Raw genomic sequence first — 22,765 nt, 5'->3', positions numbered from 1 at the left:
CTGGCCCACGAGTATGGTCCAGTTTTATGGCGGGATCATGGACCAGTTGGGGCGGGGACGTGCATCTCGACTGGGACCCGGCGACCGGGCGGGAGGGCCTCGCCGACGCGATCCGCGACGCCATCCGCGCGGGCAGGCTCGCCCGCGGCGACGCCCTGCCCTCCACGCGCGCGCTCGCGGGCGACCTCGGCGTCGCGCGCGGGACGGTCACCCGCGTCTACGCCGACCTCGCCGCCGAGGGCTACGTGCACACGAGCCAGGGCGCGCCGACCGTCGTGGTCGCCGACGGCGTCCAGCAGGCGTCGCCGCCGCGCACCCGGCCCCGCTCCCCCGAGGCCCGCTGGAGCCTGCTGCCCGGCCACCCGGACCTGTCCGCCTTCCCCCGCGCGGCCTGGCTGTCGGCGACCCGGCGGGTGCTTCAGCACGCGCCCGCCTCCGCGTTCGGCTACGTCGACGAGCGCGGGGTCGCATCGTTGCGCGAGGCGCTCGCGGGCTACCTCGCCCGCAGCCGGGGCGTGGTGGCCGACCCGGAGCGGATCGTCGTCTGCGCCGGTTACGCCCACGCGATCTCGCTGCTGGCGATCGCCCTGCGGGAACGGGGCGAGCTGGCGTTCGAGGACCCGTCGCTGTGGGTGTTCCGCGACTACGCCCGCGCGGCGGGCGCCCGGATCACCGGCGTGCCCGTCGACGGGGCGGGGATCCGGGTGTCCGAACTGGACAGTCCGGCGGTGGTGGTGACACCGGCGCACCAGTACCCGCTGGGCATGACGCTCGCGCCGCGCAGACGGGCCGAGCTGGCTCGCTGGGCGGTCGAGCAGGGCGGGTACGTGATCGAGGACGACTACGACGGCGAGTTCCGCTACGACCGCAAGCCGGTCGGCGCGTTGCAGGCGCTCGCACCGGAGCGCGTGGCTTACGCGGGCACGGCGAGCAAGACGCTCGCGCCGGGACTGCGGCTCGGCTGGCTCGTGCTGCCGCGCACGCTCGTGGAGCCGGTGCGGGCGGCGATGGCGACCCACGGCTGGCGCACCCCCGTGCTGGAGCAGCTCGTGCTCGCCGACCTGATCGGCTCCGGCGACTACGACCGGCACGTGCGCCGCTGCCGCGCCGCCTACCGAGCCCGCCGCGACCGGCTGCTCGCCGCGCTGCCCGGTTACCTCACGCCGCACGGCATCTCGGCCGGCGTGCAGCTGCTGCTCACCCTCCCCGAGGACGGCCCGGGCGAGGCCGAGGTGCTGGCGTCGGCAAAACGGCAGTCGCTGGCGCTGCAGGGGCTCGGTCCACACTGGATCAGTCAGGGCGAGCACCCGCAGGGGCTCGTGCTGGGTTACGCCACTCCCGCCGAGCACGCGTTCTCGGCGACGCTGGCGGCGCTGGGGCAGACGCTGGCCGACGTTTCGCGCTGAGCGGATTCGCTCGCCACCGGCGTGCAGGCCGCATACGTTGCGGCACATGGACGTCGTCGAGCTGACCGACCGGCTGCACCTGCTCCGCTTCGACGTCGGGCAGGCGTACCTGTGGCGCGACGCGGACGGGCTGACACTCGTCGACGCGGGCCCGCGCGGACAGGGCGGGGAGATCCGGCGGGCGATCGAGGACCTCGGCGGGCAACTGGGCCGGATTGTGCTCACGCACGCCCACGGCGACCACACCGGCTCGCTGGCCGAGCTCCGGGCGTGGAGCGGCGCGACCGTGTCCGCGCACCGGCTCGACGCGCCGTACGTCCGCAGCGGGCGACCGGTGCCGCCGCCGGTGCTCGAGGACTGGGAGCGCCCGTTGTTCGAGGCCGTGAGCGGGCACCTGGCGGGCCCGCCCGCCGAGGTCGACGTGGAGGTGGACGACGGCGACGACCTGGGCTTCGGCGACGGCGCCGTGGCGCTCTGGGTCCCCGGCCACACCGAGGGCAGCATCGCCGTGCACCTGCCTGCGCACGGCGTGCTCTTCACCGGGGACACGGTCGCCGAGCACGGCGGCGACGTCCTGCTCGGCGTGTTCAACCAGGACCGCGAGCGCGCGGTCGCGGCGCTGAAGCGGCTCGCCGGGCTCGATCCCCGTGTCGTGTGCTTCGGCCACGGCGACCCGCTCACCGCCGATGCCGGTGCGACGCTGCGGGCGGTGGCCGGAGGCTACTGACCGCGCAGGTCGGCCACCAGTGCGTCCGCCGCCGCGAAGGGGTCGAGCTCGCGGGCCGCCACGCGGGCGGCGAGCCCGGCGAGCCGGTCGCCGCCCCGCAGCTCCCCCAGCTCGGCGCGCAGCCGCCGCAGCGCGATGGCCTCCACCTCGGCGCTCGCCCGCACGGTCCGCCTTCGCTCCAGCTCGCCGTGGGCGGTGAGCCAGTCGTGGTGGTCCCGCAGGGCCTGCAGCACCTCGGCGGCGCCCTTGCCCTCGGCGGCGACCGTGGGCACGATCGGCTGCCGCCACGCCGGCCCGGTGACGCCCCTGCGGCTCATGGCGATCAGCTGCCGCAGGTCGTGCACGGTCGCGTCGGCGCCGGCACGGTCGGCCTTGTTGACCACGAACACGTCGGCGATCTCCAGCACCCCGGCCTTGGCGGCCTGGATGCCGTCGCCCATGCCGGGCGCGAGCAGCACCACGGTGGTGTCGGCGAGCCGCACGACGTCCACTTCGGACTGTCCAACGCCGACGGTCTCGATGAGCACCACGTCGAAGCCCGCCGCGTCGAGTACCCGCACGGCCTGCGGGGTGGCCCAGGAGAGCCCGCCCAGGTGGCCTCGGGTGGCCATGGAGCGGATGAACACGCCGGGGTCGGTGGCGTGCTCGGTCATCCGGATGCGGTCGCCCAGCAGCGCGCCGCCGGAGAACGGCGAGGACGGGTCGATGGCGAGGACGCCGACCCGCTTGCCCTGCTCACGCAGCGCGGTGAGCAGCATCGACGTGGAGGTCGACTTGCCGACGCCTGGTGGCCCGGTGAGCCCCACGATCCGCGCGTTGCCGGTGTGCGGCGTCAGCGCGGCCGCGATCTCGGGCAGCTGCGGGTGCCCGTCCTCGACGAGCGAGAGCAGCCTGGCGATCGCGCGGGGCGAGCCGTCCCGCGTCTGCCCGACCAGTTGGCCTACGTCAGCTCTGGGGGACACTGATCAGCAGCGCGTCACCCTGACCGCCACCACCGCACAGCGCGGCCGCGCCGAGCCCGCCACCACGGCGGCGCAGCTCGTGCACGAGGTGCACGGCGAGCCGGGCGCCGGAGGCGCCGATCGGGTGGCCGAGCGCGATCGCGCCGCCGTTGACGTTCACGATGCCGGGGTCGATGCCGAGCTTCTCGGTGGAGACGAGCCCCACGGCGGCGAACGCCTCGTTGATCTCCACGAGGTCCAGCGCGCCCACGTCGAGCTTCGCCTTGGCGAGCGCGGCCTTGATCGCGTTCGACGGCTGCTCGTGCAGGCTCGCGTCCGGGCCGGAGACGACGCCGTGCGCGCCGATCTCGGCGAGCGGTGTGAGGCCGAGCTCCTCGGCCTTGGCCTTGCTGGCCACCACCACGGCGGCGGCACCGTCGGAGATCTGGGACGCCGAGCCCGCGGTGATGGTGCCGTCGGAGGCGAAGGCGGGCCGCAGCTTGGCGAGGCCGTCGACGGTGGTGTCGCCGCGCACGCCCTCGTCGGTGCTGAAGACCACCGGGTCACCCTTGCGCTGCGGGATGGACACCTCGGCGATCTCGTCCGCGAAGACGCCGTTCGCGATGGCCTTGGCGGCGAGCTGGTGCGAACGCGCCGAGAAGGCGTCCTGCTGCTCCCTGGTCAGGCCATAGCGGGCGTTGTACTTCTCGGTGGAGCTGCCCATCGCGACCTGGTCGAACGCGCAGAACAGGCCGTCGTAGGCCATGTGGTCCACGAGCGTCGTGTCGCCGTACTTGAAGCCGGAGCGCGACTTGGGCAGCAGGTGCGGCGCCTGGGTCATCGACTCCTGTCCGCCCGCGACCACGAGGTCGAACTCGCCCGCGCGGATGAGCTGGTCGGCCAGCGCGATGGCGTCGAGTCCGGAGAGGCACACCTTGTTGATGCTCAGCGCGGGGACGCTCATCGGGATGCCGGCGGCGACGGCGGCCTGCCGCGCCGGGATCTGGCCCGCGCCCGCGGTGAGGACCTGACCCATGATCGTGTACTGCACCGCCTCGGGGGCCACGCCGGCGCGCTCCAGCGCGGCCTTGATGGCGATACCGCCGAGCTGGGCCCCTGAGAAGTCCTTCAACGAGCCGAGCAGCCGGCCGATCGGCGTACGGGCGGCACCCAGGATCACGGAACCGGACACAACAGCCTCCTGAAATCTCGATCGACACGCTGCCTCGCTGCACGAGCCGCTTCGTCGACGATACCGGCTCCGGCGCGCTCTGAATCGAACGCGAAAGGCCGCGCGGGGTGTGAACATCCGCACGTCCGGCGCCTGTGCCGTCCCCCTATTCTGCCTCCATGAATGAGGCACTGAAGCCGTTCATCACGACGATCGACCACGTCGGCGTCGCCGTCCCCGACCTCGACGAGGCCATCGCGTTCTACGCGGAGAACTTCGGCCTCGAAGTGACGCACACCGAGGTCAACGAGGAGCAGGGCGTGCGGGAGGCGATGCTGCACGCGCCCGGCGACTCCGCGGGCCCCGCGGTGCAGCTGCTCGCGCCGCTGCGGCCCGACTCCACGATCGGCAAGTTCCTCGACACCAGGGGCCCTGGCCTGCAGCAGCTGGCCTACCGCGTCACCGACATCGAGGCGGCGGCGGAGGCGCTCCGGGCGAAGGGTCTGCGCCTGCTGTACCCGGAGCCCAGGCGCGGCACGGCGGGCAGCCGGGTCAACTTCGTCCACCCGAAGGACGCCGGTGGCGTGCTGGTGGAGCTAGTCGAGCCGGCCGCCGGGCACTGAGTCGTTCGCGCGCGAGGTGAGCGCGCCCGCGATGAACGTCAGCTCGCGCTCCATCTCGTCGGCCGACGACTCTCCGGTGTGCCGGGCCATCGAGTGCCGGTAGCTGACCGCGAGCGCGAGCAGCGCCGAGGCGCTGTCGACGTCGGCGAGCGCGAGCGTGCCCGCTCCCGCCGCGGCGAGGATCACCGTGCGCACCTGCTTCACCAGGACCTCGTACCGCGTCTGCAGCGCGTCGCGCACGGCCCGGTGCGTGTCGGCCTCCCGCCAGAGCAGGTGCGACAGCACGCGGGAGGTCGCCAGCCTGCGGTCCAGCTCGGCGACGAGCCTGCGCAGGCTCTCGGCGATGTCGCCGGGCACCACCACGTGCGCGGGCTCGATGTGCTCGTCGGGCAGCCGCTCGACCAGCGCGGTCAGCAGGTCGCGCTTGCGGCGGAAGTAGTAGTGCACGAGACCCTTGGGCACGCCGGCCACCTCGGCGATCCGCGACGTCGGGGTCGCGTCGAAGCCGGTCTCGGCGAACAGGTGCTCGGCGGCGAGGAGGATGCGCTCCCTGGCCGAGGGATCCTCGGCCTGCTGGCGAGCCATCTGTCCCCCTTTCGACGCCTCACCGCCCGCGGTCACGATAGCGTGCCGCGCACGGCCGCGGGACCCGCGACGGTGTGGTCGCGGGCCCGCGGAGGGGACTTGCTGTCAGTGGCCGCGCACCGTGCGGTGGACGGAGTTGGCGACAGGCAGCGCCGCCGCTCCCGCGAGCACCGTCAGCGCACCGACGATCCAGGACGTCCAGGCCGCTCCGTCCAACTCGGTGTAGGTCATCACCCACGGTGAGATGAACGCCAGCGCACCGAGAACCACCTGCAGGCCCTCGCCGTAGATCAGGCCGGGCATCGCGAGCGACACGAGCCCGTCCAGCGCGATGAGCGCGCCGAGCACGATCATCGTCCACATCGCGGCGTTGTCGGTGTCCATCCAGATCGGGGACAAGGCCAGCACCGCACCCAGCACGACCTCGGCCCAGTCGTGCGGACGCGTCCAGGGACGTGCCGAGACATCTGCCATCGTGATCACCTCCAGGAGCAGCAACGACGCGGCGAACACGCCGGGGCATCCACCGCGGGAAGACCGTGAGCACGCGGTTCCACCACCATCGTGCGCCTTGGTTGGCCGGCCGGTCAAACACGGATTGGTCACGGTCGGAGTAACTCGCGGGCATGCGGGGTGACCTGTGCGGTCGTACAGTTGTGCCACTGGTTACCACCGGGTAACTTCAGCCGCCCAGCCCCACTCACCCGACCTCACGGAGGCCCCCGATGGCGAACGAGCTGAGTGAGATCCTGCAGGCCGTGCTCGCCGGCGAGTCCGACGCCGTCGGCTCGCTGCCGATGCCGGAGTCCTACCGGGGCGTCACGGTGCACGCCGAGGACGTCGAGATGTTCGCCGGCCTGCCGAGCCGGGACAAGGACCCGCGCAAGTCGCTGCACCTCGACGACGTGCCGGTGCCGGAGCTGGGGCCGGGCGAGGCGCTCGTGGCCGTGCTGGCCAGCGCGATCAACTACAACACCGTGTGGACCTCGATCTTCGAGCCGCTGCCGACGTTCAAGTTCCTGCAGCGCTACGGCCGCGTCTCGGAGCTGGCCAAGCGCCACGACCTGCCCTACCACGTCGTCGGGTCCGACCTCTCCGGCGTCGTGCTGCGCACCGGCCCCGGCGTGCACCGGTGGAAGCCCGGCCAGGAGGTGGTGGCCCACTGCCTCGACGTGGAGCTCGAGGGGCCCGACGGGCACAACGACACAATGCTCGACACCGAGCAGCGCATCTGGGGCTTCGAGACCAACTTCGGTGGCCTCGCCGAGATCGCACTGGTCAAGGCCAACCAGCTGATGCCGAAGCCCGCGCACCTCACGTGGGAGGAGGCCGCCTGCCCCGGGCTGGTCAACTCCACCGCCTACCGGCAGCTCGTCTCCCGCAACGGCGCGGACATGAAGCAGGGCGACGTGGTGCTCATCTGGGGCGCCTCGGGCGGGCTCGGCTCGTACGCGACGCAGTACGCGCTGAACGGTGGCGCGATTCCCGTGTGCGTGGTGTCCAGCCCGGAGAAGGCCGAGCTGTGCCGCAGGCTCGGGGCCGAGCTCGTCATCGACCGCACCGCCGAGGGCTACCGCTTCTGGAAGGACGAGACCACCCAGGACCCGAAGGAGTGGCAACGGTTCGGCGCGAGGATCCGCGAGCTGACCGGTGGCGAGGACCCGGACATCGTGTTCGAGCACCCCGGCAGGGAGACGTTCGGCGCGTCTGTCTACGCGGCCCGCAAGGGCGGCACGATCGTCACGTGCGCGTCGACGTCGGGATACCTGCACCAGTTCGACAACCGCTATCTCTGGATGAACCTCAAGCGCATCATCGGCTCGCACTTCGCGAACTACCGCGAGTCGTGGGAAGCCAACCGGTTGATCGCCAAGGGGCACATCCACCCGACTCTGTCCAAAACGTACTCACTGGCCGACACCGGCCAGGCCGCCTACGACGTGCACCGGAATCTCCACCAGGGCAAGGTCGGCGTGCTCTGCCTGGCCCCTGAGGAAGGTCTCGGCGTGCGCGACGCGGAAACGCGCGCGAAACACCTGCCCGCTATCGAGACGTTCCGCGGCGTGTAGTTCTCGCCGCCCGTTAGGGTGGGTACATGAGCCTTGGCGAAGAACGGGAGCTCGTGCCGCTGGGAGCCGGCTTCGACTTCGAGAAGCGTGGATACAGCCGTGCGCAGGTCGACGAACACCTGGAGCGGCTGGACGCCGACCTCAAGATGCTCACGTCCGACCGGGACGCGGCCATCTCGCAGGCGGGCGACCTGGCGAGGCAGCTCGAGTCGGCCCGCATCGAGATCGACGACCTGCGCGGGCAGGTCGAGCGGCTCGCGCAGCCACCGACCACGATCGAGGGCCTTTCCGAGCGCCTGCAGCGCATGCTGAGGCTGGCGCAGGAGGAAGCCAACGACACCAAGGCGAGGGCGGAGGCCGAGGCCGGGCACATCCGCGCGAAGGCGGAGTCCGACGCCAGCGCGATGCGCGCCCGCTACGAGCAGCTGCTCACCGAGCTGGCCGAGCGCCGCAGGGAGATGGAGGCGGAGCACCGCAAGGTGCTCGCCGACGCCCGCGCCGAGGCCGAGTCGATCACCTCGACGGCCAAGGCGGAGCGCGACCGCCTCGACCGTGAGTCCGAGCAGCGCCGCACACAGGTCGAAGAGGACTTCGAGATCGCGATGGCGACGCGGCGCACGGAGTCCATGCGCCTGCTCGCCGAGCAGGAGGCCGCCAGCAAGGCCGAGGCCGAACGGCGGGTCCGCGAGGCCACCGAGGAGGCCGCGGCCATCCGCAAGGAGGTCGCGGAGGAGCAGACCAAGGCGCACGCCGAGATCGAGCGCAGGCAGCGCGAGTCGGTCGAGGACGCCAACCGGCGCAAGCAGAACTCGATCAACGAGGCCAACGCGCGCGTCGCCGAGGCGACCGACGAGGCCAACCGCCGGGTGCGGGAGGCCACCGAGGAGGCCAACCGCAGGCTGGCCGAGGCCACGGCCAAGGTCGAGTCGCTGCGCACACTGCGCGGCAAGATCGCCGAACAGGTGCGCGCGGCACGCGCCATGCTCGCGGAGGCCAACGAGGCGCTCGAGGACGGTGCGGCACAGACCGCGGACGCTCCGGCCACGGGCGACGCCGGGGCCGGGGACGTCGACGAATCCGAGGCCCCCACCCGCCGCGACCTGAAGGCCACGGCCTCGGTCGGCTCGAAGCCAACTCGCGAGTAGGTTACTGCTGCGCGGTGCCGCGCGGCACGCTACTGTCCTCGTGCAGACCGCCCGTGCACCCCGCAGGAGGACCTGATGGCCGCCTATCAGACCGTGGTCGTCGGCACCGACGGCTCGGACTCGTCGTTCGCCGCCGTGGACCGTGCGGCGGCCGTCGCCGCCGACGCCGCCGCCACGCTGGTGATCGCCTGTGCGTACTACCCGGCGAGCAAGCAGGAGGTCGAGCGGGCCCAGGACGAGCTGCGTGACGAGGCGTACCAGGTCGTCGGCTCGGCCCCGGCCGAGGACACACTCCAGTCGGCCCGCGACCGGGCCGTGCGAGCGGGCGCGGTGAAGGTCGAGACGGTCGCCGTGCGCGGGGAGCCCGTCGACGCGCTGCGCTCCGTGGTCAAGGAACGCTCCGCCGACCTGCTCGTGGTCGGCAACCGGGGACTCAACACGCTCGCCGGGCGCATCCTGGGCTCCGTGCCGTCGGAGGTGGCGCGCAAGTCCGGCGTCGACGTGCTCATCGTGCACACGACGTAGGCGTGATGGCCGACGAGGCTCTGCAGCGCAGGCTGGAGCGCATCCTGCTGGGTGGCAGGCGCAAGTACACCCGGCTCCAGGTCGCCGAGCGCTCCGGGGTGCCCGAGGAGCGGACGCGGCAGCTCTGGCGGGCGCTGGGCTTCGCCGCCGTGCCCGACGACCAGGTGGTGTTCACCGACGCCGACGTCGAGGCCGTCCGCATCGCCGACCGGATGATCGACGCCGGCATCTTCGACCAGGAGCTGGAGACCGCCGTGACGCGGGCGCTCGGCCTGCACCTGTCCCGCCTGGCCGAATGGCAGGCGGACCTGCTGTGGTCGCTCATCCGGGAACGTCCCGAGCTCGCCGCCGACGAGCGCAAGCTCATCAAGCTCGTGGAACAGCTGGTGCCCCAGCTGGAGCAGGTGCAGAGCTTCGTGTGGCGGCGGCATCTCGGGGCGTACGCGGGCCGGGCGCTCGCGGCGCCCGACGAGGACCTGGAGTCCAGGACCGAGGTCGTGGGCTTCGTGGACATGGTCGGCTACACGCGCATGACGCGGCGGATCGACGAGTCCGTGCTGGGCGACGTGCTGGAGCGCTTCGAGGGGCTCGCTACAGAGGTGATCGCCGAGGGCAGGGGGCGCGTGGTCAAGATGATCGGCGACGAGGTGCTGTTCGTGGCCGATGCGCCGGTGGCCGCCGCCGAGATCGCGCTGACGCTCTCGGAGCGTACGAGCGCCGACCAGGAGCTGCCGCCGGTGCGGGCGGGGCTCGCCGCCGGGCGGGTGCTGAGCCGTTTCGGCGACGTGTACGGCGAGACCGTCAACCTGGCGAGCAGGCTCACCTCCATCGCCCGCCCGGGCACGATCCTCGTGGACCGCGAGCTGGCGAAGCAGCTCGCCGGCGAACCGGCGTACGAGCTCCGCTCCCGGCGCCCGGTGTCCGTGCGCGGCTACAGCCGGATCCGCCCGTCGGCGCTGCGCAGGGCCAAGGACACGGGCGGCCCGTTCGAGAGCGGCCAGCAGCTCGCCGCCGACCTGCTGGGCCTGACCGGCCGCCGCGACTGACCCTGCCCGGGGCTCCCCGCGGCCAGCTCCGTCGCGCTCGACGCGACCACGGTGGCCTCGGGGTACGCCGGGCGGGACCGCGTCAGCGCGACTGGAACCGTTCGCGCCGGATGGTGGCCTTGCGGCCCTTGATCGTGGTGCCCTTCAACGCGGCGATCACGTCGTCGGCGGCGCCCTCGGGCACGTCGACCAGCGAGAACCGGTCGGCGATGTCGATGGCCCCGATGTCGCGGCCACGCAGCCGGGACTCCCCCGCGATGGCGCCGACGAGGTCCTGCGGCCGGACCCCGGCCGTGCGCCCGACGCCGACGAACAGGCGCGTCATCCCCCGGCCCACGGCACGGCCGCGGCGCGGCTCACGCCCGCCCGGCCCGTCCTTGCGGCCGCGCCTGCCGTCGGCGGGCGGCCACGAGGTGACCTCGGGGATCTCCTCCTCGTCGGTGATCGTGCCGTCCGCCTCGTGCGCGAGCTTGACCGCGGCGAGCGCCACCTCCATCACGTCGAACTCCTCGGCCAGTGGCTCCACCACCGCGCGGAAGCGGTCGAGGCCGTCGGAGCCGTCGGAGTCCTGCAGGCTCTCCCACAGGGCGGCCCTGGTCTGCTCGAGGCGCTGGGCCTTCACGTCGGCGATCGTCGGCAGCTTCCGGACGGCGATCTTCATGCCGGTGACCCGCTCGATGGTCTTGAGCATCCGGTGCTCACGAGGCTCGGCGAGCGTGATGGCGGTGCCCTCGCGCCCGGCCCTGCCCACGCGGCCGATGCGGTGCACGTACGCCTCGGGCGCGCTCGGCACGTTGTAGTTCACGACGTGCGTGAGCTGCTCGATGTCGAGCCCGCGCGCGGCGACGTCGGTGGCCACCACCAGGTCGGCGGTGGCCGACCGCAGTCGCTCCACCACACGGTCGCGCTGCTGCTGGTTCATGCCACCGTGCAGCGGCTCGGCCCGGTAGCCCCTGCCGTTCAGCGTCTCGGTGAGCTGGTCGACCTCCTCGCGGGTGCGGCAGAAGACGATCGCGGCCGCGGGCGACTCGGCGTCGAGCATCCGCCCGAGCGCGGCGGGCTTGTGTCCCCTCGGGACCACGTACGCACTCTGGCTCACCGTCGAGGGCTCGTCCTTCGCCGAGGCCGCGCGGCCGAGTTCGATGCGGGCGGGGTCGGTGAGGTAGTGGTCCACCATCCCGCTGATGCGTGGCGGCATGGTCGCCGAGAAGAGCATCGTCTGCCGCTCCTCGGGGATGTGCTGGAAGATCGCCTCGATGTCCTCGGCGAAGCCCATGTCGAGCATCTCGTCGGCCTCGTCGAGCACCACCATCGTCAGCTCGCCGAGCGAGAGCGTGCCACGGGAGATGTGGTCGAGCGCGCGCCCCGGCGTGGCGATGACGACGTCGACGCCCCGCTCCAGCGCCTTCAGCTGCCGCCCGATCGGCTGGCCACCGTAGATCGGCAGCACGCGCGTACCCAGCTCGTGGCCGTAGCGGTGCATCGCCTCGGAGACCTGCACGGCGAGCTCACGCGTGGGCGCGAGCACGAGCGCCTTGGGCTTGACGCCCTCGCCATGCCCGGTGATCCGCTGCAGGATCGGCAGCGCGAACGCGGCGGTCTTGCCGGTGCCGGTGGCGGCCTGGCCGACGAGGTCGCGGCCCTCGAGCAGCGGCGGGATGGCCGCCCGCTGGATGGGCGTCGGCTCCTCGTAGCCGAGGCCGGCGAGCGCGTCGAGCAGCTCCTGGCGCAGCTGGAGGTCGGCGAAGCTCGCCACGGTATCCGAGTCGTTGTCAGTCATGGTGGACCTCCTGATCCAGGGAACGGGTTTCGGCGACGCCACGCCCGTGACTTCCCCAGGCAGGGACAACCATCGACGGTACTGGCCGAACCGGTGTCGATGCGTTCAGCGCCCTGCGGGCAGTACCGCGTACTGGCGGACGTACAGGTCGGTGTAGGTGACGGGACCACGCGGCCCCGGCACCCTGTCCAGGTTGATGCCGGTCTCGGGCACGCCGAGCAGCTTGAAGCCGTCGAGCAGCCGGGTCGGCGCGTTCCAGAACACGCCGGTGCCCTGGTAGCCGTCGAAGAACGCCTCCGCGGCGGCCGCGTCCTCCGTCGCGATGCCGGCGGCCAGCCCGGACGTCTGCTCGTTGGCGATCGCCACCGCCTCGGCGAGGTCGGCGACCCGTGCGACGGTGACCGTGGCCTCCCGGTCGGAGTCCAGCGCCCACTCGTAGCCGATGGCGTGCTCGTACGGCGGCAGCGACGGGCTCACGTCCCGCCCGGCGAACGCCTCCGACACCAGCGGCCACAGTTCGTCGTAGACCGCGTCGTTGATCAGCAGCAGGTTCAGCCGGTTGCAGACGCCGAGCCGGTCGAGGCTCGCACCGACGAGCGAACGCACCGTCTCGGCGTCCGCGGCCGCGTCCACGTACAGCACGCCACCACCGTCGGCGTGGGCGAGCGTCCGCACGCCATGCGTGGCCGCCTCGGTGGCCAGCGCGCGGGTGCTGTCCCCGCTGCCGCGCAGGATGACCAGCGGCACCAGGCCCGGCAGGCTCACCAGCGCGGCGGCGGCTTCCCGCTCGACACGCGGCACGAGCTGGATCACGTCGGCATCGATGCCCGCCTCGGCCAGCGCGGGAGCGATGACCACCTCGACCAGCCGCTGCGCCGAGCCCAGCGCGGCCGAGCCGGTGCGCAGCACCCCGGCGTTGCGCGACTTCACCAGCTGCGACGCCACGTCGACCGTCACGTTCGGCCTGGCCTCGTAGTTGGCGCCGATGACGCCGACCGGCCGCCGCCGCTCCACCAGGCGCAGGCCACCGTCGAGTGTGGACACCTCGACGGAGCGCTCCTGGTGCGGAGCACCGGCCAGCAGGCGCAGCTGCTCGGCCATGCCGGTGAGCCGCTCGTCGGTGATCGTGAGCCGGTCGAGCAGGCCGGCGCTCATGCCGTCGGCCCTGGACCGCTCGACATCGGCGACGTTGGCCTCGAGCACCTCACCGCGGTGGTCGAGCAGGCGCTGCGCCATGCCCCGCAGTGCGGTGTCGATCGCCTCGTCCGACGCCGCGGCGAGGGACGGAGCGGCCCCCTTCGCCGCACGCGCGCACTCCTCGACAGCCTTGGCGACCTCGTCCGTCACAGCACAGCCCTCTCAACCGCTCGTCGCGACGCGCGACTCACAACAGCCTCTCGACCCCAACCGGTGTCAGCACCCCAGTGTGCCGCACGGCGTGGCGAGACTGCCGGGCTGGTCCTGCTTGAGCGCACCCGGCGCCGGGTTCACAGCGGCCCCGGCACGGCGGGCTCCACCAGCAGCATTCCGCCGGCCACGAGACAGGTGATCGTCAGCACCCCGAGCACGAGCAGCCAGATCGCGGCGGGCAGCCCCGTGAGACGCGCGAGCTGGTCGGCGTCCGAGTCGCGCGCGGCGCCCCGGCGGCGCTTGGCCTGCAGCTCGAACACCGGCCGCACCGAGCCGATCAGCAGGAACCACGTCATCAGGTAGACGAATGCCGCCTGCACACCCGGCCCGGCCAGCCACGCGATCGCGCCCAGCACCGCCGCCGACACGAGCACGGCGAACACCCCGTAGGCGTTGCGCACCATCACCAGCACGCCCAGCAGCAGCACCGCCGCGATGCCGAGCACCGCGCTCAGGTTCTCGCCCGACACCAGCCCCGCGAAGGCCAGCCCCAGCAGGGCGGGCGCCGGATAGCCCGCGAGCGTGGTGAGCACCATGCCGGGCCCCTCGGGCTTGCCCCGCGACACCGTGACGCCCGAGGTGTCCGAGTGCAGCCGGATTCCCTGCAGGCGCCTGCCGGCCAGCACCGCCACGGCCGCGTGCCCGGCCTCGTGCACGATCGTCATGACGTTGCGCGCGAGCCGCCACGGTGGCCGCAGCAGTACGACGAGCAACGCCACCACACCCGTGGCGAGCGCGATGGTGCCGGTCGTGGCCGCGTCCAGGTCGAACGCGCGCCAGATCTCGCTGTCTTGGACGGCCAACTGCACGCCGCCAGCTCACCACAGCGCCGGTCTGCTCTCCGTTACCCCCTTCCCCGGTGCGTCGCACCGCACCGCGCTATCGTTCCTCGCCGCCCTACCGGCTTCCGGTGATCGCCGAGACGCCGACAGACCTCAACAGGAACGCACCCCAGCTCCGGAACGGCTGCCATCGCTGCGCGATGTCCTCCAGCTCGCCGACCGTCCCGGCGCCGTAGGCGGCGGCCATCACCGTGTGCAGGCGCAGCTCATGACTCGGGAAGACATCGGGGTGGCCTGCCCCGCGCACCACGATCAGCTCCGCGGAGAACGGCCCGATCCCCGGCAGGCCCCGCGCCCGCTCCAGCGCGTCCTCCACGGGCATCGCCCGCAGGCTCCCCGCGTCGAGCAGCCCCTCCCGCGCGGCTCCGGCGATCGCGACGAGCCGCTGCCGCTTCTGTGCCGACAGCCCCGGCTGCTCGTCGAGAGCGCACAGCTGCTCGGGCGAGGGGAACGACGCGACGGTTCGCCCGCCGACGGTGACCGGGCAGCCCAGCCGGGTGGCCAGTCGCTGTTTCAGCTGCGCCGCCTGGGCCACCCGGAGCCGGGCACAGATCACCGCCCAGCACGCCGCCTCGTACGGAGAAGGAAAGAGCACCGGGCGCAGGCCCGGATGTCGTTCCCGGAGAGTGCGCATGACCGGATCGGCCGCGACCGCGTCGGCGAACCCGCTGCCGTCGACGTCGAGCGACAGCATCCGGCACACCTGCCCGGCGACCGCGGGCGCGGCCGCACGCACTGCCGTCACGTCGACGCTCACGACATCGGGCGCCCGTTGCCGCACGAGCGCACCCACGTGTTCGCCCGTGCCCTCGAGAGGAAACGCCACGCGCAGCGTCCCCGGTTCGTCGCCGTCGAGCCCACCCGGAGACAGATCCGCGGGGAAGGCCGCGCACCGGGCGAGGTCGAAGTCGCCGCACACCTCGATCTCGACGGTAGACGGGCGGGCGGTTCTGGTGGCGGTGGTCAGCATCGTGCACCTCTCGGTGGTTCGGTCCGAACGTGATGCCCCGACCGTAGGACCACACCACGACCACGCGGGAGTACCAAGTGTGCCAACGGATCCGTTCGCACCTGGAGCAAGCCGAAAACGCCGCGAACGGAGCCCTCACCACACCACCGCGCGAAAATCGGTTGCGCGCCTTGCTACGTTGCTCGCATGGGAACTTTGTGCAACCGCTGCGTGGCGTTCTTCCGGCCCCGGCCGCGCCACGCCTGAACGCAGCGGCTGCGAGTCCACTTCAGGCACCCTGCGCATTCGCCCGACTGAACTGACGGGCGGTTCGCCGTGCCCTTCTTCTGAGCCCTTTCCGGCCGGCTTCGGTCGCTGCGCCATGACGTCCGCACGCGCCTCCCTCGGCGCGTTTCCCGCTGTCATGACGGAGTCGCACCATGCCGCAATCCGGCCATTCCCCTGCCCGGAAACCGGGCCCCAACCCATCCGGTGTCCATTTTCTCGCCTCGCACCGCGTCGCCGAAAACCTGATCAGCGCGTGCTCGCCCGGCCCCGCCGACCTGGTGGTGGACTTCGGTGCGGGGTTCGGCGCGATCACCGCGCCACTGGCGAGAACCGGCGCACGGGTGATCGCCGTCGAACGTGATCCCGCCTTCGTCCGTAAGCTCAGCAAACGGGTCTCCGAACACCCCAACGTGCGGGTGGTCGCAGCCGATGCCCGCAGTTTCCCGTTGCCTCGCAAGGACTTCCTCGTGGTGGCGAGCATCCCGTATTCCATCTCGACCGCGCTGCTGCGCAGGCTGCTCACCCCGAAAATGACGACCCTGCGCCGCGCCGCGCTCATCGTGGAATGGGGCTTCGCCAAACGCCTCACCGCCTCCGTGCCGAGGAACAGGGAGCTGGCGTGGTGGGCTGCGCGCTTCGACCTGGTACTCGAACGCCGCATCCCGGCCCGCTGTTTCCGGCCCGCGCCCACTGTGGACTCCGCCCAGCTGACCATCCGGCGCAGAGCCGGGCTCGGCCGCGGTGCGGAACGGGCGCTGCAGGCGTTGCTCGAGACCGCCTACCGCGCGCCGGGGCGCAGTGTCAGAGCGGCCGTCACCGAGCGGACCGGCAGGAAACCACACCGTGCGCTCACGTCCTGCGGCATCGACCCGGCCGCACCGGCAGGGTCGGTGCAGCCCCGGCAGTGGGCGGCACTGGCGATCTCGCTCAACTCTCAGGCAAGTACGCGCTGACCCTCAGCCTGCTCTCACGAACCGGTCCCACGCTGGGACCATGACCGAGAACCCGCAGGCTCCGCAGCAGCACACCAACCCGCTGTTCACGCACCAGCCGGGCCCGCCGCCTCCGCAGCCGGCCTCTCCGCCGTACCCGGAACCGCCGAGGAAACGGACCAGCTCCGGCCGCGTCGGCGTGCTCGCGACGTCCGCGGCCGTGGTCGCCGCCCTCGTCGGCGGGGCGGGAGGCGCCGCGCTCGTCACGGCGACGCACGACGGCACGGGCACCCCGACGTCGACGAGCGCGGTGGGGTCGGCCACCGGCCAGCAGGTCTCCACCGGCTCGGCGGACGTGAGCGGGGTCGCCGAGAAGGTGCTGCCGAGCGTCGTGCAGATCGAGGCGCCGGTCCCCGGAGGCCAGTCCCTCGGCTCCGGGGTCATCCTCAGCAAGGACGGCCGGATCCTCACCAACGCACATGTGGTGAGCGACGCGGTCGGAGACGTCACCGTCACGCTGTCGGACGGCACGACCTACCAGGCGAGCGTGCTCGGCTCCGACGAGAAGGCGGACATCGCCGTGCTGCAGGCCAAGGGCGCGAGCGGCCTGACCCCGGCCACCCTGGGCGACTCGGATTCAGTGAAGGTCGGGCAGGAGGTCGTCGCGATCGGCTCGCCCGCCGGCCTGCAGAACACCGTCACGTCGGGCATCGTGAGCGCCGTCGACCGCAAGCTCTCCGACCTCTCCGGGCAGGAACCGCAGTCGCCCTTCGGCCAGCAGGCGTACGACCAGACATCGGCCTCGCCGAGCTACACCGCGATCCAGACCGACGCCTCGATCAACCACGGCAACTCGGGTGGTCCGCTAGTCAACTCGGCAGGCGAGGTCATCGGCATCAACTCCGCGATGTACTCGCCGTCGGGCTCGGGCAGCGTCGGCATCGGCTTCGCCATCCCCGTCAACGACGCGAAAACGATCATCGACAACATCGAGAACGGAGCGTGACAAGCGCCCAGGGGCACGTCACGTTAGTGTGGCCGGGTGACCGACCGTCTTGTCTGGATCGATTGTGAAATGACGGGGCTCGACCTGGCGAAGGACGCCCTCATCGAGATCGCCGTACTCGTGACCGACGCCGAGCTGCGAGTACTCGGTGAGGGCCTCGACCTGGTCATCCACGCCGATGACGAGGCGCTGGCGAACATGCCGGACGTGGTGCGCGACATGCACGCCCGTTCGGGACTCACCGAGGAGGTGCGCCGCTCGACGGTCACGCTCGAGGAAGCCGAGCGCAAGGTGCTCGACTACGTCCGCGCGCACGTGCCCGACGCCCAGACGGCGCCGCTGGCGGGCAACTCGATCGGCACCGACCGCGGCTTCATCGCCCGGGACATGCCCGAGCTCGACGCCTACCTGCACTACCGCATGGTGGACGTGTCGTCCGTCAAGGAGCTCGTGCGCCGCTGGTACCCGCGGATCTACTACGCCAAGCCGGAGAAGGGCCTCGCCCACCGCGCCCTCGCCGACATCAAGGAGTCCATCGGCGAGCTGGAGTACTACCGCAGGACCGCCTTCGTCGCCCAGCCCGGCCCGAGCACCGAACAGGCCAGGGCCGCCGCCGACGACGTGCTGCGCACACGGTCTTGAGCAACCCGGTTCATGGTCGCTGAGGCGACACGCTACGATATTCCAGCCGAGGTGCTCAGCAGGCTCCTCGCATGGTGGGTATAGCTCAGTCGGTAGAGCACCTGGTTGTGGTCCAGGGGGTCGCGGGTTCAAGTCCCGTTACTCACCCCAGAACAGACTGTGGCGGCCGCCCCTCATTGGGCGGCCGCCACAGTCGTATCCAGGCCCTATTCCTCCGAGCCGGCGAGCCACTGCTCCCACGACAGCTGCCAGACGCTCCAGCCGTCGGTGGGCTCGAGGATCTGCTCGCCCGCGTTCTGCACGGTCACGACGTCGCCGGGCTTCGAGGTCTCCATCAGCCACGCGGCGTTCTCCGTGGAGAGGTTGATGCAGCCGTGGCTGGTGTTGGTGTTGCCCTGGTAGCCGACCGACCAGGGCGCGGAGTGGTAGAAGATCCCGCTGTAGGACAGCCGCACCGCGTACTCGACCCACAGCCGGTAGCCCTGGCTGCTGTCCACCGCGACGCCGTAGGTGCTGGAGTCCATCGTGTAGCCGTTGTGCTCGCTCATGACGGTGTACGTGCCGTTCGGGGTCGAGCTCGACGACTTGCCCATCGAGATCGGCATCGTCCTGACCTCCTGGTCGTTGACGTACACCTTCATGTGGTGCGTCGCACCGTCGGCGATCGCGACCAGCTTGTCCCCGATCGTGAGGTCCGCGGCCTCGTCCTCGGCGCCGTAGGTGCCGTCACCGAGGTTCCTGCCGTAGATGCCGGCGTCGACCGACACCGTGGTTCCCGGCTGCCAGTACTCCTTCGGCCGCCAGGTGGCCTGGTCGTCGCTGAACCAGTGGAAGGCGCCCTCGGTCTGCGGCTGCGTGGTGATCCGCAACGCCTTCTCGGCCGCCGCCTTGTCCGGGATGTCGCCGGAGAACGTGAAGATGAGCGGCATGCCGACGCCGACCGTCTGGCCGTCCTGGACGTTCATCGAGACGCTGACCGTCTGCGCGGGGGTGGCCGTCGTGAACGTCGACGTGGCGGTGGTGGGCTTGCCGTCCGCGCCCGTCGCCTTGGCCGTCAGCGTGTAGGTCTTGCCGTAACCGAGCGGCTCCGCGGACTGCCACGCCGTACCGTCCGGCGTGAGGGCGCCTTTCACGACCGTGCCGTGGGCGCCGACCAGGGACGCCTCCGTGATCGTGCCGTTCGTGGCGTTCGCGGTGATCGGCTGCCCCGGCTCCACGTTCTGCGCGCCCTCGGCGATCGACAGGCTGAGCGAGACGGGCTCAGGGGGTGCGGTGGTCTTCGAAGGTGCCGGATCGCGGCCCGAGGACCGCTCGTCGCTCGCCGCGGACGTGCAGCCCGCGAGCAGCGCACCCGCCAGCGCCACGATCGAAACCAGCCGAACCCCCGGAAACGGGCCGCGCACACCCCGACGTTTCATCGGCGACCATCACTTTCGTGTTCTATTACCCCAGTTGCGTGCCCAAGTCTGCCCCATTTGTCGCACAGCGTGTGCGGCTGTTGCCAAGTCGTGCTCAGTCGTGTCGGCGGGGGTGCTCGACAGGGGCAAGGAGGCGCCGTGCTACTGTTTCTCTCGTCGCTGAGGGGGACCACGAACACTGGTTCCAGACCGCACGACACGCGCCATTAGCTCAATTGGCAGAGCAGCTGACTCTTAATCAGCGGGTTCGGGGTTCGAGTCCCTGATGGCGCACTTCCACCCCAGGTCAGAGCACCTGGGGTTGTTTCTTTTTGATCATGGTGCCCAAGGCCGGGCTGCGGCCCACCTAGGTGTGTTTTGCGACACTCGAGAACGGCCCAGCAGATCGCTCCCTTCCTGCGCGGGCGGCACGTCTGTGACCGGACTCGCGTCAGCCCGCCTGAACGCGCGCGGGGTGAACACCGAGCGCCGCCGCGCCAGCCACTGTCCACCGTGGACTATCTGGTCCCTGTTCGGCAATGGCTAGGTGCCATTTCCACGGCCACCCCATCGTGGGTGGGCGGAATCCGGGAGCGGCCGATCATGCAGAATCTGCGGGTGAGGCAGCGCTCGTTCCGGGTGCTCGTGCGCTTGGGGGGAGTGACGCTACTTGTCCGCGTCGTGGTCGGTCTGGCTCGTCGGTGGCGTCCTACTGGCCGCCGCGGGCGTGGGAAGCACGCTGGTGCCGCGGTTGCGTGCTCGCGGGGTGCGTCGCCGTGTCGCGTGGTCCACCGCGCGGGCGGCGATCGACAGCGCCGCCGTGAGCCGGGACGCGTGCGCCACCCGGGTTGCCGAGGCCGAACGGTTGCTGGCCCGCGCGGAGTCGATCGCCGCCGACCGCGGCGGCGTCCTCGCGGCCGAGGAGGCGGCCAGGTGCGCCGAGCGGGCCGACCGGCTCTGGCGGGCGGCCCGCCGTGGCTGAGCGCGGACGACGTCGGACGAGGGAGTGGGTGCGCTGGTCGTTGCTCGGCACGGCCGTGGTGCTGCTCGTCGTGTTCCTGATGTCCCAGCGCCAGCAGATCGAGGTCAGCTACGGGCAGTCACCGTCGTCGCCGGACGCGGTCGTGGAGGGCGAGGCCGGTGAGCTGAGCGAGGCCACCGTGCCCTCGGTCGAGGCGATGACCGCGATGATCGACGCCGAACCGGTCGTCCGGCTGCCGGGCTCGATCGCGCGGTGGAACGAGCGGGTCGTGCGCGAGGCGATCGGTGACAGCGACATCCGCATCCTCGTGGCGCCACCGGGGCTGGACGAAGCCGAGCGGGGCAGGGTCCGCGAGGTCGAACGCGCGACGATCACCATCGTCGGTACCAAGGTCAGCGGCGGGGTGTACGAGGCCACCGCCGATGCGATTCCCGAGTGGCGGGCCCAGTTCGCTTCCGGCGACGTCACCACGTTGCTGGTGCCGATGATTCGGCATCTCCAGGAGCGGGAGTCACCTGCCGTCGACGCCTCCTTCCGCTGGCGGGAACCCACCGCGGCCGAACTCGACACCGTCACCGCCGAGCTGCGCGCGAACGGGTCGCACGTCGCGGAGGGCGCGACGCTGGAGGGCGTGCCCGAGGCGTCGGAGAAGGCCTTCCCCGACGCTGAGGCGCTCTACGTCGCGTTGCCGCGGCAGCCGTTCGGCCAGCCGGTTCCCCGGTACGGTCCCGCGCTGGCGCGGACCTTTCCCGACCGGCCGATCGTGGTCGTGTACGGCTCGTGGATCGAGTACGACGGCCCCGGCGCGGCGGACTTCGCCGAGCTGGTGAGCGCCATGTTCTACGCCCAGTTCGGCACTCGCCTCGCCACCTACGACTACCCTCAGGGCAACGTCCTGAACGCGTGGCTCAACCGCGTCACCGACGTCCGCTACGCCGGCCTGTTCGACCGGCCGCTCCCCTACCTGCCGTTCGATCCGGTGAAGGTGACGATGCCCGCGCTGCCGTGGCTGTTCGCGGCCTGCGTGGCGGGGTTCCTCGCACTGTCGGCGCGGTCGCTCAGACGGCCCCAGGCGGCGCGCGACTCACGGCACTACTCCCGCCTGGCAGGGCTCACCGCGCTGGCCATCGAGGTGTCGGGGCTGAGCGGTGAGCGCAGTGATCCCCCGCTGACGCGCGGCATCGGCAAGCTGCGGGCGGCCACCGAGGCACTCGAGTCCGGCCTGCCGCCGGCGCAGGTGCGCACCCTGCTCGACGACGCCGAGAACGAGCTCGACGACACCGCTCGGCTGCTCGGCCGCCGTGACTACCGGCCGCGCAACTACCTCGAGGGCAGGCTCGGATGAGACGACTCGGCCGGTTCTTCAGCACGTTGTTCGGGATGGCCGTGCTCGGCTGCACCGTGCTCGCGGGGTGGGCGCTGTGGACGGGCGGTGTGTTCGACGGCGCTGTCGCGAGGGAACTTCGCGGCTCCTCGGTGTACGTCGCGCCCGGTGTCGAACTCGACGAGGCCGCCGCGGAGCGGATCATCGGCAACCGCAGGCTCACCGTGGCCTTCCTCGAACCGGGTGCCGATCTGCGCGAGGCCTGTCACAGCACCGGCAACGCCGCGAACGGCACCGTGCTGGTGCCGCTCAGCAGGGCAGCCGACGAGTACGACGGCTACCCGTGCACCCACACCACCGACGATCTCGGCACCGGCATGGTCATCGAGTCGGTGATCGTTCGTGGCATCGACCAGTTCCGCGATGAGCCGCTCGAGGCGCTGAAGGTCATGGCGGTGAACTACGACCAGCTCGTCAAGGCGGAACTGGTTCCCGACGGTGCGCGCACGATCAGCCCGTCGCTGCCCCGCTACCTCGTTGCCGCTGCCGCGATCGGCGCCGTGGTCGCCGGCGCCTCGGTGCTCTACTTCGGTGCGCGGAAGGCAGGGAAGCTGGAGGCCGGGCGCCGGGAAAGCCGGGACGCCGCCGGCGACGCGCGGAGCCTCCTCAGCGCCAGCGCCGCCGTGCTCGCCCAGCAGATCATCGACCTCGACAGCGAGTACGCGCGGCTGAGCCGTGCCGTGAAGACCGGAACGGCGACCAGCGAGCAACGACAGTTCCTGAACAAGTACCGCAAGCTGGTCGCCGACTACACCGAGCTGCTGCCCGAGATCACGACGGCCGACGGGTCCCGCACAGCGGAGCTCGCGGGCGAGGTCGAGGCGCTGATCGACCGCGGCCGCGCCCTCGCCAGGCTTGACCGGCGCCTTCGGCAGCGCGCCGGGAGGTCCGCCCGCTGAGGGCTCGCGGCACCCG

22 protein-coding genes and 2 tRNA genes are annotated in these 22,765 nt (G+C 71.8%); 15 read left to right on the top strand and 9 right to left on the bottom strand.

All coding sequences use genetic code 11. From position 1 onward, the window contains the following. Positions 1 to 26 precede the first annotated feature (26 nt). Entirely contained in the window at positions 27 to 1,406 is a 1,380-nt protein-coding gene (gene pdxR, locus BA062_RS18250; RefSeq protein WP_110338191.1) for a MocR-like pyridoxine biosynthesis transcription factor PdxR, read from the top strand. A 46-nt stretch (positions 1,407 to 1,452) separates the two neighbouring features. After that, entirely contained in the window at positions 1,453 to 2,133 is a 681-nt protein-coding gene (locus tag BA062_RS18245; protein WP_110338189.1) for an MBL fold metallo-hydrolase, read from the top strand. Here BA062_RS18245 and meaB read toward each other — a convergent pair. Then, positions 2,127 to 3,095, bottom strand: a complete 969-nt coding sequence (gene meaB, locus BA062_RS18240; protein ID WP_110338188.1) for a methylmalonyl Co-A mutase-associated GTPase MeaB — start codon at positions 3,093 to 3,095, stop codon at positions 2,127 to 2,129. The two genes, BA062_RS18245 and meaB, sit on opposite strands and share 7 nt — an antisense overlap. Beyond that, on the bottom strand, positions 3,079 to 4,266 hold the full coding sequence (locus BA062_RS18235; RefSeq protein ID WP_110338186.1) for an acetyl-CoA C-acetyltransferase: 1,188 nt from the start codon (positions 4,264 to 4,266) through the stop codon (positions 3,079 to 3,081). The genes meaB and BA062_RS18235 overlap by 17 nt, the downstream gene beginning before the upstream one ends. Positions 4,267 to 4,424: 158 nt before the next feature. On the opposite strand from BA062_RS18235, the gene mce reads away from it, so the two are divergent. Continuing rightward, on the top strand, positions 4,425 to 4,868 hold the full coding sequence (mce, locus tag BA062_RS18230) for a methylmalonyl-CoA epimerase (protein WP_110338184.1): 444 nt from the start codon (positions 4,425 to 4,427) through the stop codon (positions 4,866 to 4,868). Here the strand turns inward: mce and BA062_RS18225 are convergent. Together BA062_RS18225 and BA062_RS18220 are read right to left on the bottom strand one after the other, a co-directional pair. Beyond that, the gene (locus tag BA062_RS18225) at positions 4,842 to 5,453 is read right to left on the bottom strand and encodes a TetR/AcrR family transcriptional regulator (protein WP_110338182.1); all 612 of its coding nucleotides are present in this window, start codon (positions 5,451 to 5,453) and stop codon (positions 4,842 to 4,844) included. The genes mce and BA062_RS18225 overlap by 27 nt on opposite strands. Before the next feature lie 105 nt (positions 5,454 to 5,558). After that, the gene (locus BA062_RS18220) at positions 5,559 to 5,927 is read right to left on the bottom strand and encodes an SPW repeat protein (protein ID WP_110338375.1); all 369 of its coding nucleotides are present in this window, start codon (positions 5,925 to 5,927) and stop codon (positions 5,559 to 5,561) included. Between the two features lie 251 nt (positions 5,928 to 6,178). Here BA062_RS18220 and ccrA point away from each other — a divergent pair, with 251 nt between their 5' ends. The 4 genes from ccrA (at position 6,179) to BA062_RS18200 (ending at position 10,238) form a co-directional block, all read left to right on the top strand. Beyond that, the gene (gene ccrA, locus BA062_RS18215; RefSeq protein ID WP_110338180.1) at positions 6,179 to 7,522 is read left to right on the top strand and encodes a crotonyl-CoA carboxylase/reductase; all 1,344 of its coding nucleotides are present in this window, start codon (positions 6,179 to 6,181) and stop codon (positions 7,520 to 7,522) included. Between the two features lie 26 nt (positions 7,523 to 7,548). Continuing rightward, positions 7,549 to 8,667, top strand: coding sequence for a coiled-coil domain-containing protein (locus tag BA062_RS18210; protein WP_110338178.1), 1,119 nt, complete (start codon positions 7,549 to 7,551; stop codon positions 8,665 to 8,667). A gap of 75 nt (positions 8,668 to 8,742) precedes the next feature. Continuing rightward, a complete protein-coding gene (locus BA062_RS18205; RefSeq protein ID WP_110338176.1) occupies positions 8,743 to 9,192 on the top strand; it encodes a universal stress protein in 450 nt (149 codons plus the stop codon). 5 nt (positions 9,193 to 9,197) lie between these two features. Continuing rightward, positions 9,198 to 10,238, top strand: a complete 1,041-nt coding sequence (locus BA062_RS18200; protein WP_110338174.1) for an adenylate/guanylate cyclase domain-containing protein — start codon at positions 9,198 to 9,200, stop codon at positions 10,236 to 10,238. 82 nt (positions 10,239 to 10,320) lie between these two features. Here BA062_RS18200 and BA062_RS18195 read toward each other — a convergent pair whose 3' ends face one another. From BA062_RS18195 to BA062_RS18180, 4 genes are all read right to left on the bottom strand, one after another. Next, the gene (locus BA062_RS18195) at positions 10,321 to 12,018 is read right to left on the bottom strand and encodes a DEAD/DEAH box helicase (protein WP_110338172.1); all 1,698 of its coding nucleotides are present in this window, start codon (positions 12,016 to 12,018) and stop codon (positions 10,321 to 10,323) included. Between the two features lie 105 nt (positions 12,019 to 12,123). Beyond that, a complete protein-coding gene (locus BA062_RS18190) occupies positions 12,124 to 13,365 on the bottom strand; it encodes an aldehyde dehydrogenase family protein (RefSeq protein ID WP_110338170.1) in 1,242 nt (413 codons plus the stop codon). A 140-nt stretch (positions 13,366 to 13,505) separates the two neighbouring features. Then, positions 13,506 to 14,237 carry a M50 family metallopeptidase gene (locus tag BA062_RS18185; RefSeq protein ID WP_110338168.1) on the bottom strand — a complete coding sequence of 244 codons (732 nt, stop codon included), beginning with the start codon at positions 14,235 to 14,237 and terminating at the stop codon, positions 13,506 to 13,508. 88 nt (positions 14,238 to 14,325) lie between these two features. After that, positions 14,326 to 15,240 (bottom strand): DNA-3-methyladenine glycosylase family protein, encoded by a 915-nt coding sequence (locus tag BA062_RS18180; RefSeq protein ID WP_110338166.1) that lies wholly within the window; start codon positions 15,238 to 15,240, stop codon positions 14,326 to 14,328. A 419-nt stretch (positions 15,241 to 15,659) separates the two neighbouring features. On the opposite strand from BA062_RS18180, the gene BA062_RS18175 reads away from it, so the two are divergent. The 4 genes from BA062_RS18175 to BA062_RS18160 all read left to right on the top strand — a co-directional run bounded on the left by BA062_RS18175 (position 15,660) and on the right by BA062_RS18160 (position 18,237). Beyond that, on the top strand, positions 15,660 to 16,460 hold the full coding sequence (locus tag BA062_RS18175) for a ribosomal RNA small subunit methyltransferase A (protein ID WP_110338164.1): 801 nt from the start codon (positions 15,660 to 15,662) through the stop codon (positions 16,458 to 16,460). Positions 16,461 to 16,500: 40 nt separating this feature from the next. Further along, positions 16,501 to 17,445, top strand: a complete 945-nt coding sequence (locus BA062_RS18170) for a S1C family serine protease (protein WP_110338162.1) — start codon at positions 16,501 to 16,503, stop codon at positions 17,443 to 17,445. Positions 17,446 to 17,481: 36 nt separating this feature from the next. Next, positions 17,482 to 18,087 carry an oligoribonuclease gene (orn, locus tag BA062_RS18165; protein WP_110338160.1) on the top strand — a complete coding sequence of 202 codons (606 nt, stop codon included), beginning with the start codon at positions 17,482 to 17,484 and terminating at the stop codon, positions 18,085 to 18,087. 74 nt (positions 18,088 to 18,161) lie between these two features. Beyond that, a tRNA-His gene (locus tag BA062_RS18160) sits at positions 18,162 to 18,237 on the top strand. A gap of 56 nt (positions 18,238 to 18,293) precedes the next feature. Here BA062_RS18160 and BA062_RS18155 read toward each other — a convergent pair. Continuing rightward, a complete protein-coding gene (locus BA062_RS18155) occupies positions 18,294 to 19,505 on the bottom strand; it encodes a L,D-transpeptidase (RefSeq protein WP_110338158.1) in 1,212 nt (403 codons plus the stop codon). A gap of 200 nt (positions 19,506 to 19,705) precedes the next feature. Here BA062_RS18155 and BA062_RS18150 point away from each other — a divergent pair. From BA062_RS18150 to BA062_RS18135, 4 genes are all read left to right on the top strand, one after another. After that, a tRNA-Lys gene (locus tag BA062_RS18150) sits at positions 19,706 to 19,778 on the top strand. Positions 19,779 to 20,154: 376 nt separating this feature from the next. Further along, positions 20,155 to 20,466 (top strand): DUF6403 family protein, encoded by a 312-nt coding sequence (locus BA062_RS18145; RefSeq protein WP_110338156.1) that lies wholly within the window; start codon positions 20,155 to 20,157, stop codon positions 20,464 to 20,466. 28 nt (positions 20,467 to 20,494) lie between these two features. Continuing rightward, positions 20,495 to 21,811 (top strand): hypothetical protein, encoded by a 1,317-nt coding sequence (locus BA062_RS18140; RefSeq protein ID WP_245959880.1) that lies wholly within the window; start codon positions 20,495 to 20,497, stop codon positions 21,809 to 21,811. Then, positions 21,808 to 22,749 (top strand): hypothetical protein, encoded by a 942-nt coding sequence (locus BA062_RS18135; protein ID WP_110338151.1) that lies wholly within the window; start codon positions 21,808 to 21,810, stop codon positions 22,747 to 22,749. Before BA062_RS18140 ends, BA062_RS18135 begins: the two co-directional genes overlap by 4 nt. Positions 22,750 to 22,765: the final 16 nt, after the last annotated feature.

The sequence above is a fragment of the Prauserella flavalba genome (genome assembly GCF_003202235.1).
Classification (GTDB): Bacteria; Actinomycetota; Actinomycetes; order Mycobacteriales; family Pseudonocardiaceae; genus Prauserella_A; species Prauserella_A flavalba.
This window is presented reverse-complemented; position numbering and strand designations above follow the sequence as displayed.

Coding starts and splice junctions, on each gene's coding strand:
- pdxR (WP_110338191.1), top strand. CDS start 27: ATGGCGGGATCATGGACCAGTTGGGGCGGGGACGTGCATCTCGACTGG.
- BA062_RS18245 (WP_110338189.1), top strand. CDS start 1,453: ATGGACGTCGTCGAGCTGACCGACCGGCTGCACCTGCTCCGCTTCGAC.
- mce (WP_110338184.1), top strand. CDS start 4,425: ATGAATGAGGCACTGAAGCCGTTCATCACGACGATCGACCACGTCGGC.
- BA062_RS18225 (WP_110338182.1), bottom strand. CDS start 5,453: ATGGCTCGCCAGCAGGCCGAGGATCCCTCGGCCAGGGAGCGCATCCTC.
- BA062_RS18220 (WP_110338375.1), bottom strand. CDS start 5,927: ATGGCAGATGTCTCGGCACGTCCCTGGACGCGTCCGCACGACTGGGCC.
- ccrA (WP_110338180.1), top strand. CDS start 6,179: ATGGCGAACGAGCTGAGTGAGATCCTGCAGGCCGTGCTCGCCGGCGAG.
- BA062_RS18210 (WP_110338178.1), top strand. CDS start 7,549: ATGAGCCTTGGCGAAGAACGGGAGCTCGTGCCGCTGGGAGCCGGCTTC.
- BA062_RS18205 (WP_110338176.1), top strand. CDS start 8,743: ATGGCCGCCTATCAGACCGTGGTCGTCGGCACCGACGGCTCGGACTCG.
- BA062_RS18200 (WP_110338174.1), top strand. CDS start 9,198: ATGGCCGACGAGGCTCTGCAGCGCAGGCTGGAGCGCATCCTGCTGGGT.
- BA062_RS18195 (WP_110338172.1), bottom strand. CDS start 12,018: ATGACTGACAACGACTCGGATACCGTGGCGAGCTTCGCCGACCTCCAG.
- BA062_RS18180 (WP_110338166.1), bottom strand. CDS start 15,240: ATGCTGACCACCGCCACCAGAACCGCCCGCCCGTCTACCGTCGAGATC.
- BA062_RS18175 (WP_110338164.1), top strand. CDS start 15,660: ATGCCGCAATCCGGCCATTCCCCTGCCCGGAAACCGGGCCCCAACCCA.
- BA062_RS18170 (WP_110338162.1), top strand. CDS start 16,501: ATGACCGAGAACCCGCAGGCTCCGCAGCAGCACACCAACCCGCTGTTC.
- BA062_RS18155 (WP_110338158.1), bottom strand. CDS start 19,505: ATGAAACGTCGGGGTGTGCGCGGCCCGTTTCCGGGGGTTCGGCTGGTT.
- BA062_RS18135 (WP_110338151.1), top strand. CDS start 21,808: ATGAGACGACTCGGCCGGTTCTTCAGCACGTTGTTCGGGATGGCCGTG.